Consider the following 16,564-nt stretch of genomic DNA (forward strand, 5'->3'; position numbering starts at 1 on the left):
CGCCGCCGTCGTCAGCGGTTCCGCTGGCTGATCAGCGCACGGGAGCTGCAGGCTGCGCGGCGTCCTCCCCGGCCACCGGCGTTCCCGGAAGCCCCGGACCGGGAACCTGGGAGGCCGGCGGGACGGCCGGCAGCTTCTTCTTCCGGGACCGCTCCCTGCTGGAGCGGCCATAGACGAGATACATGGTCACACCGGTGATGACCATCAGCAGCACCGTGTAGACGAACGTGTTGGCGACTCCGTCAACGCCCTCCGCGCCGTCGGTATTGGCCTTGATGACCAGGCCCAGCGGCTGGACCAGGGGGTGGGCCAGGAAGATCGCGGTGTCGTAGTCGTCCAGCAGGCTGTTGAAGTTCAGCGCCGTGATGGCGGCGGCCGCCGGGAGCACCAGCGGCAGGAGGATCCGCCGGAAGACGTACAAGGTCTTGGCGCCCATGATGGCCGCAGCCTCCTCCAAGGAGGAGTTGACCGAGGCGAAGGACGCCTTGAGCATGCGCAGCGTGAACGGGATCTTCACCGTGACGAACGCGATCAGCAGGATCACGGTGGTCCCGGTGAGGACTGCCCCGCCCACCAGGGGATTGGGGTGGTCGTAGCTGATGATGAGGCCCAGGGCCAGGAGCGCGGACGGCAGAATCCACGGAATGTGGAGCAGGTATTCGAAGACTGAGGCCACCCAGTTCTTGTACTTCTGCAGCAGCCGGGCCACAAACAGCAGCCCGCCCACGGCGATCAACGCCGCCAGGGCGCTGTACACCACGCTCACGATGAACGGCCGCAGCCCGGACGGCTGGGTCAGGACCCGCTGGTAGTTCTCCAGCGTGAGGCTGCCGAACACCAGCTCGCCCGTCTGGATCGCGGCGCCGTCGGCAAAGGAGTACAGCACAATCAGCACCACCGGCAGCGTGTACACCGCAAACAGCAGATAGGCCACCGCGTGGACCACCACGTTGGCCACAGGGTTGGTGATGTCCTGCTTCTGCAGCGCCGAGGAAACTTTGGACACCGAAAAATACGTGCCGCCCTTTTCCAGCCGGGACATCACGGCGAGCATCAGTATGGTGGCCAAACCCAGGATCACGGCCAGCAGCGCCGCCAGGTCCCGCGAGGTGGGGCTGTTGGTGAACGTCAGGATCATCGGGGTGATGGTCTGGAAGTCTCGTCCTCCGAGCACCTGCGGAGCGCTCAGGGCGCCGAGCCCGGTCAGGAAAGACAGGATGGTGACGGCGAACAGGGTCGGCTTGAGCATCGGCAGCACGATCCGCCGCAGGATGGTCCAGGTGGACGCCCCCAGGTTCCGGGCCGCTTCAATGGTCTGGTAGTCAACGCCTTTCAGGGCGTTGGCCACGAACAGCATGTGGTTGGTGGTGGTGGCGAACGTCATCACCACCAGGACGGCGAAGAAACCCGAGAACCACGCGGGGTCCATGCCGGGAAACACCTTGACCAGCAGGGACGTGACAATTCCCTTGTCCCCGTAGATGAACTTGTACCCGGCAGCCAGGACGATGCCGCCGTAGATGAAGGTGGACGCGTAGCCCAGGAACAGGATCCTGGAACCGCGGATCCGGAAGTAGTGCGTCACCAGGACAATGAACACACCCACCAGGTTCACCGTGATGGACAGGGCCACCGCCAGCAGGAAACTGTTGCCCAGCGCCTTCATGGCGCGTTGGGACGAGAAGAGCTTTTCCGCGGCCCGCCCGGAGAAGCTGCCGTCCGGGAAGAAGGTGGCGATCAGGACGTTGATGTTGGGCCAGACCAGGAATGCCGCGATGAACCAGGTCAGGACGGCCCCCACGATCAGTACGAAGGGGGAGCGGACCATGGCGCGAACCGCCGTGCTGCTCATGGCAGGACTGCTGCCGGGTCCCGCTGCCGAAGGGCGGCGCCTGTGTCCGGGTGGTATTGCAGAACGTGGGCAGGCTGGAGGTAGACGGTGGTTTCCGTGCCGGGGTCGTGGTGGGCGCCGCCTTCTTCCTTCACCAGGAGGCGGATGTCGGCGCCGTGGCTGCGCACCACGTACCGGCTGTGCAGGCCGTGGTAGGTGCGGGACACCACCGTGCCGGGAAGTCCGACGGCGGCTCCCCCTTCAGGCGCGGGGCTCAGGGACGCCTTTTCCACCCGCAGGTAGGAATTGGCGTCCGGGCTGAGCCCCGCCCCTGAGAGCCGGTTCAGCTCCGCCACGAACTCCGGCGTCAGGGCCGAGCTGTCCCCGATGAAGTTGCAGACGAATTCGGTGGCCGAATGGTCGTAGATCTCCTGCGGGGTCCCCACCTGCTCCACCACGCCCTTGTTGAACACGGCTACACGGTCGCTCATGGCCAGGGCCTCGTCCTGGTCATGGGTGACGTACACCGTGGTGATCCCGAATTCGCTCTGCAGGTCCTTGAGCTGCTGGCGGAGCTGGTGGCGCAGCTTGGCATCCAGGTTGGACAGCGGCTCATCCAGCAGCAGGATTTTGGGCCGCAGCACCAGGGCCCGCGCCACCGCCACGCGCTGCTGCTGCCCGCCGGACAGCTCGGCGACGTTCTTGGACAGCTGCTCATCGCTGAGTTCCACCCGCCGGGCAATGTCCCGGACCAGGCGGTCGCTGTCCGCGGGTTTCTCCTTCCGGACCCGCAGCCCGAAGGCGATGTTTTCCCACACGCTCATGCTGGGGAAGAGGGCATAGTTCTGGAACACCATGCCCACCTGCCTTTTGTCGCTGGGAAGCCGGGTGACGTCCTTGCCGTCAACGTGCACTGTGCCGTTGGAAGGCTGGATGAAGCCCGCCAGCGTGCGCAGCGCCGTCGTTTTCCCGCAGCCGGACGGCCCCAGGAGGGTGAAGAACTCCCCCGGAAGCACGTGCAGGTCAAGGCCCGGGATGGCGGTGAAATCACCAAAGGAAACTTCGATGTTGTCCAAGCGGATCATGGCAAACCTGTCTGATGAAGCAAGCAGCTGGGTGGACGGGGCCGGCACTGTGCCGGGTTAGGTCATGTACTCCAGCTCGATCTTCTCCACCCAGGCGCCCATGTTCTCCTGCACGAAGTCCCAGTCGATGTCCTGCTGCTTGAGGTCCGCGAAGAAGTCCACTACCTCGGGATTGGCCTGGGCTTCGGCCTCCTTGTTCACCGGCATCGCGTTGAACTGTTGGGCAAACTCGCCCTGGACTTCGGCGCTGCCGAACCAGTCGATGAACTTCTGGGCCTGTTCCTTCTTTTCCGTGCCCTTCACCAGCGCGATCTGTTCCACGGCCAGCGGGACGCCAACGGACGGGACCACTGTTTCCACGTTGACGTTGAAGGACTTTTCGCGTTCGGCGATGATCGAGGACGGCATCTGGCCCATGTCCACTTCACCGGCCGCGATCCGGGCAAAGAGGTCGGTCTTCGCAACGGCGGGGCTGCCGTTCTGGAAGTACTGCTCCACCTGCTTCCAGCCTTCGTCCGAGACGCCAAGGTCGCCGGAGTCGTCCTGGTAGCGGCTGAGGATTCCGGCGAAGACCAGCTGTGCCGTGGCGGTGCCCAGGCCGGTTACCCGCTCGTAGCGGTCTTTGAAGTCGTCCTTGGTCCACAGGTCGGTCCAGTCCTGCGGGGCGTTGTCCGCGGGGATCTTGTCCGAGTTGTAGCCGAGGAGGATGGCCTGCTTGACCAGCGGCCAGTACGTTTCGCCGTCGCCCAGTTCTTTGTCCACCTCGCCCGCCCACGACGGTTCGTAGGCCTCCAGGGCGTCCTCGGCCTGGATCTGCGAGAAGTACATGTTGTTGAGCCCGAAAGCGACGTCGGCGATGGGGTTGTTCTTTTCCGCGATCAGCTTGTTGGTGGCGTCCGCACCGCCCGCGCCGACGATCTCGATCTTGAAGCCGGCCTCGGCGGCCTTGGCGGTCCACCATTCCCCGCGGCCCTCACCGTTGGAGTTGGTGTAAACCACCAGGGTGTCCCCGGAACCGCCTGCCGGGGCTGAGGCATCACCGGATGCTCCCGGCGATGCTTCACTTCCGCCGCATCCGGCAAGAAGGGTGACGGCGACGGCGGCGGCAACCAAAGTCTTCAAAGTACGCACGATCTGGACTCATTTCTGGACTGGAATCGGAGCATGTCCGGCAAGCCTAACGCCGGGCAGGCGGAATTCACGGCTGTTATGGCTATCGATTCGATAAACAGCCCGGCTGGTTACTCTGGTCCAGTCAAAGGAACGGCCGGGGGCGTGCGGGTAAACAGGCGGTGAAGCGTCAGCCGCTACTGTGCGTCTCCGCTGAGCGTCTCCGTCAGGTGGTGGGTGGGGATCCTGTCCCGGTCGTAGGTGATTTCCGTGTAGCCGTGAGGCTCCGGCCTGCCTGATGGGCTGAGGTTCACGAAGACGATTTCCTCGATGGTGAGGATGCTCTGGCGGGTGATCATGTTGCGGACCTCGGCGCGCATGGTCAGGGATGTCCGGCCGAAGCGCGTGGCAGTCAGCCCCATTTCGATCAGGTCGCCCTGCACTGCTGAGCTGACGAAGTTGATCTCCGAGATGTACTTGGTGACGGCGCGCCCGTTGCCCAGCTGGAGGATCGCGTAGATGGCCGCTTCCTCATCGATCCACTTCAGCAGGCTGCCGCCGAACAGCGTCCCGTTTGCGTTCAGGTCCTCGGGCCGGACCCACTTGCGGGTACGGAATGTGATGTCTGCTGTCTCCATAGGCCGAGGTTAGCCGAGGCACTGCGGCCGCACCCACTGTGACGAAGCCCGCGCCGGAAGCCGGGACGCCTGCCTAGGCCATGGCGGTCTGCGCGGCGCTGCGCGCATTGATGCTCTTGGCGTAGCAGTACGAGTGCGCCACCCCAATGTAGGGGCCAAAGTTGGGCACACCCTCAAATCCGGAGTTTTCGTAGAAGTTCCGGCCGTCCGGCTGGGCAGATCCCGCTTCGGCCTTGATGCGCGTGTATCCAAGTTTGAAAGCTTCCGCCTCGAGGGCCGCCAGAATCGAGCTGGCCACGCCTGAGCCGCGGGTGTAGGGGAGGACGTACAGGCGCTTGATCTCTGCAGTGGTGGCGTCGATCATCCGCAAGCCGCCGCAGCCTACGGGCTGGCCCGAGCCTTTGTCATAAGCCACCAGGAAGACGGCACAGTCCGCGCTCGACGGCGGCGGGCCGGGTTCGTGGTCAGGGGTGCCAAAGCGGGCGTCGAGTTCGGCCTGCTGCGCGCGCCGCAGGTCGGCGCCTACGGGGTTGGACCAGGGCACCTGCCTGATGTTCAACCGCGGGTTGGTCTGCATTCTGCCTCGCTTCGCCGAAGGGTTATGCAAACCTAGGCTACGAGGAGGCGGTTACGCCGGTGTTTCCTGCCGGTTAGTTCCCGGAGAACGCATCAGGACTCGCCTGCCGCAACTTACTTGGCTGCCTAGTTATTAGCTGGTCTAATATGATTGCATGCGTTCTACGGGTAATGAGGGGTCCGGTTATTGGTACGGGCCCGACGGTCAGTTGGATTACAGCGCCGCGGTGTTGAAGTCCCTGCGGGACTACCGGACCGCTGAAACGGCGGTGCGCCGCTCCACCCGGGACTCCATGGGCATGGGGGAGACGGATATCCTGGCCCTCCGCTACCTGCTGCGCGTCCAGGCCTCCGGAAAGTCGGTGGTACCCAAGGACATCAGCCAGTTCCTCGGCATCACCAGCGCTTCCACCACATCCCTTATTGACCGGCTCGTGGCCAGCGGGCATGTCCGCCGCGAGGCCCACCCCACCGACAGGCGCTCCGTCATTGTGGTTCCCACCGTTGAGTCCGACAGGGAGGTGCGCCTGACCCTTGGCAACATGCACCGCGAAATGATGGCGGTAGCCGAGGGCCTCTCGGTAGACGAGGCGAGGGTGGTGGTGGAGTTCCTGAGCCGGATGACCGAAGCGCTGCAGAAACCGCACCATGAGGAAAAAAGTAACTAGCCTGACTAGCTAGATGGACTAGCAATATGTATGCTTACGAATAATCCCGAACATTTACAGCCGGAGTCGTGAGCGTGTTGGTTACCTTTACTGAGCTTTTGCCCCTGGATTCCCCTGCATCCAACCCTGACTCCAGCGCACCGTGTCCGTCGGACGGCACTGGCAGCGGCGCTGCCCTCCATTGCGGAACGGCCATGGACCTCGTCACCCCCGCCGTGGGGCCGGCCGCCGTCGGCTACTCGTTTGAACCTGAGGGCGGCGGTCCCGTCCAGCTTCCGCCCGTGTGGCGCTGCGGGTGCGGCTTCCAGTTGGACGCGTGGATCCGGTCCCCCTACGCCCGCGCATCCCGGGCCGGTGCCGCTGTGCAGGATGCGCCGCACTCCGCTGCCCTCTCAGCGTGAGCATCCCGTCCCCGGCGCACAGGCAGCCGCCTGGTGCGCTCACCCCCGGCGGTGCCGTGGTGGCCGGCCGCTACCAGCTCAAGGACCTCCTGGGCCGCGGCACACTGGCCCAGGTTTTCCGGGCCGCCGACCTTGACGGCGGACCGGATGTGGCCGTCAAAGTGGCGGTAGACGATTCCGTGAAGCATTTCGAGCGGATCAGCAGTGAGGCCGCCGTCCTGGCTGCCCTCAGCCACCCCTCGATTGTCAGGTATATCGGACTGGGCGTAGTCCCCAGCGGAACGCCGCTGGCCGGGCGGCCGTTCCTGGTGGAGGAGCTGGCCCTGGGCCCGAGCCTCTCGGAGGCCGCCCGTAGCAGCCGGCACCATCCCGACGCCATAGCCCGCTGGGCGCGGGGGCTCTTCGAGGCCCTGGCCCACCTCCACGGAGAAGGGCTGGTCCACCGGGATATCAAACCCGCCAACCTGATGCTGAGCGGCCTGCGGCGGAGCCCGGTGCGCATCGTGGATTTCGGTATCGTCGCGGCCGCCGGCTCACCTGCGGAACCAGGTGTCTCCTCAGGAACCGTGCACTACATGAGCCCGGAACAGGCCTCGGGAGGTCCCGTCCGTCCTTCCTGGGACGTCTATGCGATGGGTTTGGTCCTCCTGGAACTCCTCACCGGAGCCAAGGCGTTTCCCGGGACGGCCATCGAGTCGCTCGTGGCCAGGACCCTTCGCAACCCCCAGGTGCCGGACTCCCTGGGTCCAGGGTGGTCTTCCTTCCTCCGGTCCCTGACGGCCATGGACAGTGCGGAACGGCCGACGGCGGCGGAGGCCTCAGGCATGGCCGCGCGGCTCATGCCCGTACCCGGGGACGAAGCCAGCAGCCCCTGCCGCAGAATGGCGGTTTTTCCCGCCCGCCGGATCCGGCAGCTGACCTAAGCCCCGGCGGTGTCCTGCCCGGTGGGGTCCTCCGCAGTTGGATCAGCCAGGGAGAGTCCGCCAACCGGGCTGCCGTCCCAGTGGAGCAGTTTCCAGCCGCGGTCCGGGTCGCCCTCCAGCGCCACGATCCCGGTATTGGCCAGCACATGCCGTGCCGCGAACTCATGGTCCGCATCCTCCGCCCGGCGCCCCGCCCAGGTCCGGATGGCTGCGCCGTGGCTCACGACGGCCGCCGCCTCATGCCGGTGGTCGAACGCCTGTTCAACCACCCGGCGGATGGCGGCGTCAAAGCGTTCAAAGAAGGTATGGCCGTCAGGGCCAGCCGGCATCCTCCGGTCCAGGTCCCCTGCCGCCCAGGCGAAGACCGTTCCCATGTAGCGCTTGTGGGACTCCTCGTCCGTCAGTTTCTCCAGGGACCCGGCTTCAATCTCGTGCAGGCCGTCCAGCACCTCGACCTCCAGGCTGTGCACCCGGCCCAACGGTGCGGCGGTGATCTGCGTCCTGATCAGTGTGGACGCATACAGGGCGCCGATGGGTTCGTTCGCCAGCGAGCGGGCCATTGCCTCGGCCTGGCGTTCACCCAGTTCTGTAAGGCCGGGCCCCGGGTGCTCAGTGTCCAGCTGGCCGAGCACGTTACCGGGGGTTTGTCCGTGGCGGATGAGCAGCAACTTCATGCTTCCAGTTTCGCACTCCCGGCACGGTTGAATGACCCGCACCAGAAGGCGCCGGGCCCCTTGGGAGCCCGGCGCCGCCGTCGTACTTTACTGCCGTACCGTCCGCGGAACGGGAGCGGGAGCTACTTCAGGTGGTCCACCAGCTGGTCCGCGATGCCGGTGTACTTGCCGGGCGTCAGCGCCAGCAGCCGGGCCTCGGCTTCAGGTGACAGGCCGAGGCTCTGCACGAATTCCTGCATGCGGCCGGCGTCCACCCGCTGGCCGCGGGTAAGGTCCTTGAGGCGCTCGTAGGGGTTTTCCATGCCTTCGACGCCGGCAATCGCTTCTGCGCGCATGACCATCTGGATGGCTTCACCCAGGACTTCCCAGTTGGTGTCCAGGTCTCCGGCCAGCACATCCTCAGCCACATCCAGGCGGTCCAGGCCCTTGGCAACGTTCGAGATTGCCAGCAGTGAGTGGCCGAATGCCACGCCGATGTTGCGCTGGCTGGAGGAGTCGGTGAGGTCCCGCTGCCAGCGGGACGTCACCAGCGTGGAACCCAGGACGTCCAGCAGCCCGCACGAGATTTCGAGGTTGGCCTCCGCGTTCTCGAAGCGGATCGGGTTCACCTTGTGCGGCATGGTGGAGGAACCGGTGGCGCCCGCAACCGGGATCTGGGCGAAGTAGCCGATCGAGATGTAGCTCCAGATATCCGTGCAGACGTTGTGCAGGATCCGGTTGAAGCGGGCGACGTCGGCATACAGTTCTGCCTGCCAGTCGTGGCTCTCGATCTGGGTGGTGAGCGGGTTCCAGGTCAGGCCCAGTCCCTCCACGAAGGACTTGGACACCTGCTGCCAGTCGGCGCCGGGCACGGAAGCGACGTGGGCGGCGTAGGTGCCGGTGGCGCCGTTGATCTTACCCAGGTATTCGGTCTTTGCGATCCGGTCCAGCTGGCGGGTGAGCCGGTGCGCGATGACGGCAAGTTCCTTGCCCAGCGTGGTGGGCGTGGCGGGCTGGCCGTGGGTGCGGGACAGCATGGGGACCGCGCGGTTGTCCTCCGCCATCTTGCTGATCTGGGCTACGAGGCCGCGGGCCGCGGGGAGCCACACGTCCTCCACAGCGCCTTTGACGCCGAGCGCGTACGAAAGGTTGTTGATGTCCTCGGAGGTGCAGCCGAAGTGGACCATGGCGGTCAGGTTTTCGATGCCGATGACGGGCAGGCGGCGGCCGATGTAGTACTCCACGGCCTTGACGTCGTGGACCGTGACGGCTTCGATATCCGCGAGTTCGGCCACCGAGCCTGCGTCGAATTCGGTCACGATGGCCCGCAGCTGGTCCTGCTGTGCAGAGGTCAGCGGCCCGGCACCCGGAAGGACGTTGTTGCTGGTGAGGTGGATCAGCCATTCAACTTCCACAGCCACACGGTCACGGTTGAGGGCCGCCTCGGAGAGGTAGTCCACCAGGGGCGCGACGGCTGACTGGTAGCGGCCGTCCAGCGGGCCGAGCGCAATCTTTTCCGGGGACGCGGCAAGGGCCAGGCGTCCTGAGGGCGTACGGGTGTCAGCTGTGGCGGCAGTTTCAGGCATGTGCTGATTCTTTCACGAACTCCGGCGGCCCCTTAAGCGGCGGCCTGCACGTTACTTGTCCACATAGCCGACGGCGGCCCTACAGCCCGGGACAGTCCTTTCGTAGCGTCGGGGTAGGAAAGAGGGCCGGGCGGTGTGTCCTGGCGGGGTGCTACGGAAGTGGAGCGGCATGGAAGGGGCAGTTGCGGGATGGGAACGGGACATGTGGCGGCGGTGCGGGGCGTCCGTGGGGCGGAAGGGTGAGCAGTGAGCTGGCAGGGCCGGACCTGCAGGCCGACTTGCGCCGGGTTTCCCAGGTGGACCAGCTGGCTGCCCGTGTGGCGGCCTGCGTGGTTCGGGGAGAGGAAGTGCTTGCGGTATTCAGGGACATCCAGCTCCTGCAGTGGGAGTCGCCGGCAGGGCGGGCCTACCGGGACACCGTGGCTCTGCAGGCGTCGGCCCTGCGGCGCGCCCTCGAATCATTGATGGAAGCAAAGGCAGCCGTGGAACGGCACAGCCGGGAGACCCTGGTTGCCGGCTGCTCCTACGGCGGCAGGTTCTAGGTGGCCGAGGCCACGCCGTCCGGCACCGGCGGCCCTGTCCGGGTCACCGGCCCGGAACAGGACGGCCCCCTCACAATCCGGGGCGGGGTGGGCGGCATCAGCTTCCAGCTGGAGGAGCTGGCCGCGGGTGCGGAAAAAGTGGATGCCCTGGCGGGACGGCTTGCCGGGGTGGAGGCCGAGGTCCGCCGCATCTGGGAAGAGCTTATTCCGTTCCAGGACCAGCCCCGGTGGACCGGGACCATGGCCCTGAGCGCGGTGGGCGAGTCAGAGCGGAGCCTCCAGGCCGTGCGGACCGAACTCCAGCGCATCAGCAGTCAGGTCCGGGCGTGCCGGCAGGAGTACGAAGTGGCGGAGGCGAGGGCAGCCATGGAGCGGTCCTTGGGGATGATGAGCATTGGAGACCTTGGCAATGCCCTTGTGAATGTGTCAATCACAGGCGCCGCTGACGAGAGGACGATGGAAACACTCGTCGCGTCCCTCGGACTCGACGCCCCGGGAGTGAAGAAGCGCATTGAAAGGGAACCCTGGCCGTGGGAGGTGCTGGAGGACGCGGGCGCGTTCAACCGTCCCCTCGTTCTGGACCGCCAAGAGACGGTTTCCATTGATCTCGATTCCTCCCCGGCCGGCCTGCTGGAGCGCATCCGGCTCATCGATGCCCGCGGCCCGGGATTCATCGAGGTCATCCAGGTCCACGGGGGAGGAAAAAGTGCCTATGTGGTGGTGATTCCGGGCACGCAGCCGGAACTACTGAGCGCCGGCGGCAACAACCCCCTGGACGAGGTAGGGGTGGGTGAAGCGATGCTCTACGACTCTGACGAAATGAACATGGCGGCCCTGCAGGCTTTGAATGCCGCAGGTGCCGGGCAGGGAGACCCGGTGGTTGCCGTGGGATACAGCCAAGGTGGGATTCACGCCATGAACCTGGCTGCAGATCCCAGGTTTCTCCGGCAATATGACCTGCGGTACGTCCTGACGGCGGGTTCCCCCGTCGCAGGGATCAACGCCGCGCCGGGGGTGCAGTCTCTTCACCTCGAGCATCGCGCAGACTGGGTGCCCGGCTCCGACGGTGCACCCAATCCGGACACAAAGGACCGTGTCACCGTGTCCATGGGCCATGCCCCGAGGGCAGCGGAGGGGGAGGGCGGCCTCGGTACCGGCCACACCCTCACTACGTACCAGGACGGCGCCCGGCTGGTCTCAGCAAGCGACGACCCTTCACTGGTGCAGTCCACTGCGGCGCTGGGCGCTGTCCTGGGCGCCGGGGGCACAGCAACGGCCATGCGGTTTTCCCTGGCACGGACACCGGCGCCTGCATCACATCTCCACGCCGCGGACCTCCGCCGGCGGGCACGCGGGCATGGCGGGCGGTAGGCAGGCCTTCTAGCGGCGGACTCCGGTGATCCGGCCTGCCACCAGCGAGATCAGGGTGATGATGATGGCAGCGAACACGGCCGTCCAGAAGAACGAATCGATGGTGAAGTGCACCGGTGTGAAACTGCTGATCCAGGAGGTCAGGTACAGCATGGCGGCGCTGATGACGATGGTGAAGAGGCCAAGCGTGAGGATGGTGATCGGAAGGGACAGGAAGCTCACCAGCGGGCGGATGAACGCATTCACCAAACCAAAGATCAGGCCGATGAACACATACGCCAAAGCCGTGCCGGCCACATCCGTTCCCTGCGAGACACCCGTCTGGGCTACCGCGTCTGTTGTTGCCGCTGTGGAGATTTCCAGCCCGGGAAGGACCCAGCTTGCAATCCACAGCGCCAACCCGTTGATGAGGACCCGGCCAATGAAAGAGAGCATGCGCCCATGCTTTCACACCTCCCTGTGAGCCAGGTGCAGGAGACGGTTCGCCTGGGCAGTCGGCCGGAGTCGGCCCGGCGGCACCCGCCTCCTTCGGCGGGTGTCACACGTTTGCTTACCGGTATGACACCGGCGCAATGAATCTTGTCAACCTTCGACGGAAACCTTGACATTCGGAAAGCGGTTTCTCATAGTAGAGAAATCGCTTTCCGACATGCAGGCCGTCGCCTGCGCCGAAGCGTGGTTCATTCCAATGGAGGAAGAGAGATCATGCGTCATAAGAAGCCCCTAACACCGGTGTCTGTGGTGGCGGCCCTTGCCGTTTCACTGCTCGCAGCGCCTGCCCCCGCGTTTGCATCGCCCGCGCCGCAGGCGGACCCAACAGCCCAGACGGCTCGGCAGCCGCTCGAACGCCAGGTACTGCCGGAAAACGACGGCTGGGCGGCGGCGGGTGCCGGCACCACCGGCGGGTCCGCCGCCGGCGCTGACCGCGTGTACGACGTTTCCAGCAAAACCGAACTCCTGGCCGCCTTCGCAGGTGGCGGCACGGACCCGAAGATCATCCGGGTCCACGGGGACATCGCGGCCAACGTGGACGCGAGCGGCTCCCCGCTCAGCTGTGAAGACTATGCCAGTGGCACCGGCTATTCCCTGGCGCAGTACCTTCACGATTTTGATCCCGCCCGGTACGGGACAACCAGGGAACCTGAGGGCGCCCAGGAAACTGCGCGGCGCGCAGCAGCGGCCAAGCAGGCTGCCAACATCCGCTGGGACATCCCCAGCAACACCACCATTGTGGGCGCCGGCCCGGACAGCAGCATCACGGGTGCAGCACTGCGGATCAACCGCGCCGGAAACGTGATCTTCCGGAACCTCACCGTGCGCGATGCCGCCGACTGCTTTCCGGCCTGGGATCCGACCGACGGCGCCACCGGCAACTGGAACAGTGAGTATGACCTGCTGCAGATCATTAACGGTTCCACCAACGTCTGGGTTGACCATTCCCACTTCACCGACGCCCCCAACCTGGACAGCGCCCAGCCCAGCTACTTCGGCCGGCCCTACCAGGTCCATGACGGGGCGGTTGACGTCACCAATGGCTCGGACCTCGTCACCATGTCCTACAACCGGTTCTCCGACCATGACAAGCTCCTGCTCATCGGATCCACGGATTCCACCAACCGGGGTGACGCCGGCAAGCTGCGCGTAACAATCCACCACAACGTGTTTGAGAACGTGGGCCAGCGGGCACCGCGGGTCCGCTACGGCCAGGTGGACGTCTACAACAACCACTTCAAAACCTCCGCTGACTCCGAGGTCCCCTACGGATACACCTTTGGGGCAGGGGTGGAATCGCACCTCTACGCCGAGGCAAACGCTTTTACCCTTCCCGCGGGTACCCCCGCAGCCTCGCTCATCGCATATTTCAAGGGCAAGGTCATCGCCACCACCGGGAACGCGGTCAACGGCAAAATCGTCGATCTCCGGGCTGCCTACAACGCAGCTGCTCCGGCGGACCGGCAGCTGGGTGCCGACGACAGCTGGACGCCGGTGCTGCGGACCCATGTGAACGCCGCCCAGGCCGTTCCAGCCCTCCTCGCGGACGCCGTCGGGCCCGTCTTTGCGGCTGGGGAGGCCAACTGATGCGCCGCCTCAAACCCAGCCGCCGTTCAATCCTGGCTGCTGTTGCGGCTGGAGCAGCGACGGCCGCGGCGGGAATCTCCGGACCGGGCGTTGCGCGCTCGCAGGCCGCGGTCCGCCCCGCCAATGCGTCCCCGCAGGACCGGACCCGTCCGGTGATCTTCGTGGTGGGCGACTCAACCTCGTCGGCCTACCAGCAGTCGGAACGGCCCCGCGCAGGCTGGGGCCAGGCACTCCCCCTGCTGCTGGGGCCGCAGGCAGTGGTATTCGACTACGCATGGTCCGGCGCTTCGTCCAAGAGTTTCGCCGACGCCGGCCTCCTCGATGAGGTGGCGGCCATGCTCCAGCCGGGGGATTACCTGCTGATTTCCTTCGGGCACAATGACGAAAAGGTCCAGGACCCGGCCAGGGGCACAGACCCCCAGACCACGTTCAAGGAATACCTGCAGAAGTACATCGACAGTGCCAGGGTCCGCGGCGCAAAAGCCGTGCTGGTCACACCGGTGGAACGCCGGCGGTTCAGCGCCCTCGGCGTTGCCCAGGATTCGCACGGCGCCTACCCCCAGGCTGTCCGGGAGCTTGCCGCTGCGACGGGGACGCCCCTCGTGGATCTCACCGCCTCCTCCAAGGACCTGTGGCAGAAGCTCGGCCCGGAAGGGACGAAGTCGCACTTCCTTTACGCGTCGCCCGGCCACTATCCGCAGTACCCGGAGGGCGTGGCGGACAACACCCACTTCCAGGCGGACGGTGCCCTTGCCGTGGCCAGGCTGGTGGCCTCGGAGCTGCAGGCGCAGCAGGCAGTCCCGCCGGGATACTTCCAGCATGTTGATGCCCAGCTGGACCCCCTTGACGGAATCCACTGGCCCAGCGAACGTCCCATCGACAAGCCCGTGGTCCTGGAGGTCGGGGCAGGATCCGTGTTCCGGACAGTGCAGGCCGCCGTGGACGCCGTGCCGGCCGGAAGCACCCACCGCACGCAGATCCGCATCGCTCCCGGAACCTACCGGGAACTCATCAGGGTGCCGGCCAACAAGCCAAGGATTTCGTTCATTGGTCTGGGGGGGAGGGCCGAGGATGTTGTGCTGGTCTACAACAACGCCTCCGGCACTCCGAAACCTGACGGCACCGGACCTTATGGCACGGGTGGAAGCGCCAGCGTGCGGATTGACGGACCGGACTTCGCAGCCGCGAACCTCACGTTCAGCAACGACTTCGACGAGGCCGCCAACCAGGAGATGAAGAACCGGCAGGCGGTGGCCCTCTTCCTGACAGGAGACCGGGCCGTCCTGCGCAATGTCCGGTGCCTGGGGAACCAGGACACCCTGCTGGTTGATTCGCCTTCCCGGGGGGTGCAGTCACGGTTCTTCTTCAATCACTGCTACGTGGAAGGGGACGTGGACTTCATCTTCGGCCGGGGAACGGCGGTGTTTTCCGGCTGCGAGATCCGGTCCCTGGACCGGGGGTCTGACAGCAATAACGGCTACGTGTCGGCCGGCAGCCTCAACATCCAGATCAAACACGGCTACCTGTTCACCGGCTGCCGGTTCGTCTCGGATGCCGCGGCCGGCACGGTCCACTTGGGTCGCCCCTGGCACCCGAGCGGCGACGTGGAGGCGATTGCCCAGGTGCTCATCAGGGACTCCTGGCTGGGTGCCCACATCTCCGGCACGCCCTGGACGGATATGAGCGGGTTCTCCTGGCAGGAAGCGCGGTTCCACGAACTCAACAACAACGGCCCCGGATCACGGGTGGCCCCCAACCGGCCCCAGCTCGACCCGGCCCTGGCCGGGGAGTACACGCTGGAGGCCTACCTGCGCGGCGCAGACGGCTGGGCGCCGCAGCTGGCAGGCACCAGGGCGGACAGCACCGCAGCACCGTCCGGCGCCTAGGCCAACAGCGTGTGACCAGCCTGCTTCCCTCCTGCAGCACGGGAAGTAGGCTGGTCTGCATGACGTCTTCTGAGACCCTCACGGGTGGTGTCCAGCCCCGTCCCGTGGTGGCTGGCCTGCCCCGCTATGCCGCTGGGAAGCCACCCGCCGCCGTTGACGGGATGGCCAGCTACAAGCTGTCCTCCAATGAAAACCCGCTGCCCCCGCTTCCTGCCGTCCTTGAGGCCATAGCGCACCAGGCCGACTTCAACCGGTACCCCGATCCGCTCAGCACCAGGCTGCGTGGGGAACTGTCCGGCTTCCTGGGCGTGCCCGCCGAGGACATTGTCACCGGCGCGGGCAGCCTGGGCGCACTGAACCAACTGCTGGCCACGTTTGCCGGACGGAACGACGACGGGACGCCGGACGAAGTGGTCTACGCCTGGCGCTCCTTCGAGGCGTACCCGATCAGCGTGGGGCTCGCCGGGGCCGAAAGCGTGCGCGTTCCCGTCACTGCCGACGGCAGGCATGACCTCCGGGCCATGGCGGCTGCCGTGACCGCCCGGACCAAAATGGTCCTCCTGTGCACGCCCAACAATCCCACCGGACCCGTCCTGGGCAGTGCCGAAACAGAGGAATTCATCAGGCGCGTCCCACCGCACGTGGTGGTGGTGATCGATGAGGCCTACCAGGAATTCGTCAGGGCTGAAGGTGCCGTGGACGGGATCGCCATGTACCGCAAATATCCCAATGTGGTGGTGCTCCGTACGTTCTCGAAAGCACATGGCCTGGCCGGGCTCAGGGTTGGCTACAGCGTGTCCAACCCCGCGCTGACGCAGCACCTCAGGGTCGCAGCAACGCCCTTTGCCGTGTCCCAGATTGCCGAGAAGGCCGCTATTGTTTCGCTGCAGAACTACCCCCAGGTTGTAGAAAGGGTACAAAGCCTGGTGGACGAACGCGAGCGTGTCACGGCAGGGCTGCGGAGCCTTGGCTGGGCTGTTCCTGATGCGCAGGGAAACTTCGTCTGGCTGCACTTGGGCGAACACAGCGCCGGATTTGCTGAACTTGCGGGCGCCCAGGCGCTGTCAGTGCGGGCGTTCCCCGGCGAAGGGGTGCGGGTGAGCATCGGCGAGGTGGAGGCCAACACCAGGTTCCTCCAGCTGTGTGCGAACTATACAAACGCGCCACGGGCTTCCTAGCGCTTAACAAGTAGCTCGGCGCGTACCTACTGAAGAT

The 16,564-nt window shown here is 65.7% G+C and carries 16 protein-coding genes; 8 read left to right on the forward strand and 8 right to left on the reverse strand.

Going from position 1 to position 16,564, the window contains the following annotated elements:
- Positions 1 to 31 precede the first annotated feature (31 nt).
- From ACKAE7_RS11205 to ACKAE7_RS11225, 5 genes are all read right to left on the reverse strand, one after another.
- Entirely contained in the window at positions 32 to 1,852 is a 1,821-nt protein-coding gene (locus ACKAE7_RS11205) for an ABC transporter permease (RefSeq protein ID WP_408979217.1), read from the reverse strand.
- Positions 1,849 to 2,916, reverse strand: a complete 1,068-nt coding sequence (locus ACKAE7_RS11210) for an ABC transporter ATP-binding protein (protein WP_190612994.1) — start codon at positions 2,914 to 2,916, stop codon at positions 1,849 to 1,851. Before ACKAE7_RS11210 ends, ACKAE7_RS11205 begins: the two co-directional genes overlap by 4 nt.
- Positions 2,917 to 2,973: 57 nt before the next feature.
- Entirely contained in the window at positions 2,974 to 4,047 is a 1,074-nt protein-coding gene (locus ACKAE7_RS11215) for an extracellular solute-binding protein (RefSeq protein WP_408979218.1), read from the reverse strand.
- 176 nt (positions 4,048 to 4,223) lie between these two features.
- Complete coding sequence (locus tag ACKAE7_RS11220; protein WP_408979219.1) at positions 4,224 to 4,664, reverse strand: acyl-CoA thioesterase; 441 nt, start codon at positions 4,662 to 4,664, stop codon at positions 4,224 to 4,226.
- Positions 4,665 to 4,737: 73 nt separating this feature from the next.
- A complete protein-coding gene (locus tag ACKAE7_RS11225; RefSeq protein ID WP_190612992.1) occupies positions 4,738 to 5,241 on the reverse strand; it encodes a GNAT family N-acetyltransferase in 504 nt (167 codons plus the stop codon).
- 154 nt (positions 5,242 to 5,395) lie between these two features.
- Between ACKAE7_RS11225 and ACKAE7_RS11230 the strand changes: the two genes are divergently transcribed.
- From ACKAE7_RS11230 to ACKAE7_RS11240, 3 genes are all read left to right on the forward strand, one after another.
- Positions 5,396 to 5,908: a MarR family winged helix-turn-helix transcriptional regulator gene (locus ACKAE7_RS11230; protein ID WP_408979220.1), complete on the forward strand. Its 513-nt coding sequence runs from the start codon at positions 5,396 to 5,398 to the stop codon at positions 5,906 to 5,908.
- 194 nt (positions 5,909 to 6,102) lie between these two features.
- Positions 6,103 to 6,309, forward strand: coding sequence for a hypothetical protein (locus ACKAE7_RS11235; RefSeq protein WP_188810822.1), 207 nt, complete (start codon positions 6,103 to 6,105; stop codon positions 6,307 to 6,309).
- Positions 6,306 to 7,232 (forward strand): serine/threonine-protein kinase, encoded by a 927-nt coding sequence (locus ACKAE7_RS11240; RefSeq protein WP_408979221.1) that lies wholly within the window; start codon positions 6,306 to 6,308, stop codon positions 7,230 to 7,232. Before ACKAE7_RS11235 ends, ACKAE7_RS11240 begins: the two co-directional genes overlap by 4 nt.
- Here ACKAE7_RS11240 and ACKAE7_RS11245 read toward each other — a convergent pair.
- Together ACKAE7_RS11245 and purB are read right to left on the reverse strand one after the other, a co-directional pair.
- Positions 7,229 to 7,906: a histidine phosphatase family protein gene (locus tag ACKAE7_RS11245; protein ID WP_408979222.1), complete on the reverse strand. Its 678-nt coding sequence runs from the start codon at positions 7,904 to 7,906 to the stop codon at positions 7,229 to 7,231. The two genes, ACKAE7_RS11240 and ACKAE7_RS11245, sit on opposite strands and share 4 nt — an antisense overlap.
- Positions 7,907 to 8,028: 122 nt before the next feature.
- On the reverse strand, positions 8,029 to 9,471 hold the full coding sequence (gene purB, locus ACKAE7_RS11250) for an adenylosuccinate lyase (protein WP_408979223.1): 1,443 nt from the start codon (positions 9,469 to 9,471) through the stop codon (positions 8,029 to 8,031).
- 239 nt (positions 9,472 to 9,710) lie between these two features.
- Between purB and ACKAE7_RS11255 the strand changes: the two genes are divergently transcribed.
- Positions 9,711 to 10,013, forward strand: a complete 303-nt coding sequence (locus tag ACKAE7_RS11255) for a hypothetical protein (protein ID WP_408979224.1) — start codon at positions 9,711 to 9,713, stop codon at positions 10,011 to 10,013.
- Complete coding sequence (locus tag ACKAE7_RS11260) at positions 10,014 to 11,384, forward strand: hypothetical protein (RefSeq protein WP_408979225.1); 1,371 nt, start codon at positions 10,014 to 10,016, stop codon at positions 11,382 to 11,384.
- 9 nt (positions 11,385 to 11,393) lie between these two features.
- Here ACKAE7_RS11260 and ACKAE7_RS11265 read toward each other — a convergent pair whose 3' ends face one another.
- Complete coding sequence (locus tag ACKAE7_RS11265; protein ID WP_190612986.1) at positions 11,394 to 11,819, reverse strand: phage holin family protein; 426 nt, start codon at positions 11,817 to 11,819, stop codon at positions 11,394 to 11,396.
- A gap of 270 nt (positions 11,820 to 12,089) precedes the next feature.
- Here ACKAE7_RS11265 and ACKAE7_RS11270 point away from each other — a divergent pair, with 270 nt between their 5' ends.
- From ACKAE7_RS11270 to ACKAE7_RS11280, 3 genes are read left to right on the forward strand one after another with little or no spacing between them, the layout of a single operon-like run.
- Positions 12,090 to 13,463: a polysaccharide lyase family 1 protein gene (locus ACKAE7_RS11270; RefSeq protein WP_408979226.1), complete on the forward strand. Its 1,374-nt coding sequence runs from the start codon at positions 12,090 to 12,092 to the stop codon at positions 13,461 to 13,463.
- Positions 13,463 to 15,349: a pectinesterase family protein gene (locus ACKAE7_RS11275; protein ID WP_408979227.1), complete on the forward strand. Its 1,887-nt coding sequence runs from the start codon at positions 13,463 to 13,465 to the stop codon at positions 15,347 to 15,349. Before ACKAE7_RS11270 ends, ACKAE7_RS11275 begins: the two co-directional genes overlap by 1 nt.
- Before the next feature lie 59 nt (positions 15,350 to 15,408).
- The gene (locus tag ACKAE7_RS11280) at positions 15,409 to 16,527 is read left to right on the forward strand and encodes a histidinol-phosphate transaminase (RefSeq protein ID WP_408979228.1); all 1,119 of its coding nucleotides are present in this window, start codon (positions 15,409 to 15,411) and stop codon (positions 16,525 to 16,527) included.
- Positions 16,528 to 16,564 lie beyond the last annotated feature (37 nt).

Source organism: Pseudarthrobacter sp. NKDBFgelt (assembly GCF_046097905.1).
In the GTDB taxonomy this organism is placed as follows: Bacteria; Actinomycetota; Actinomycetes; order Actinomycetales; family Micrococcaceae; genus Arthrobacter; species Arthrobacter polychromogenes.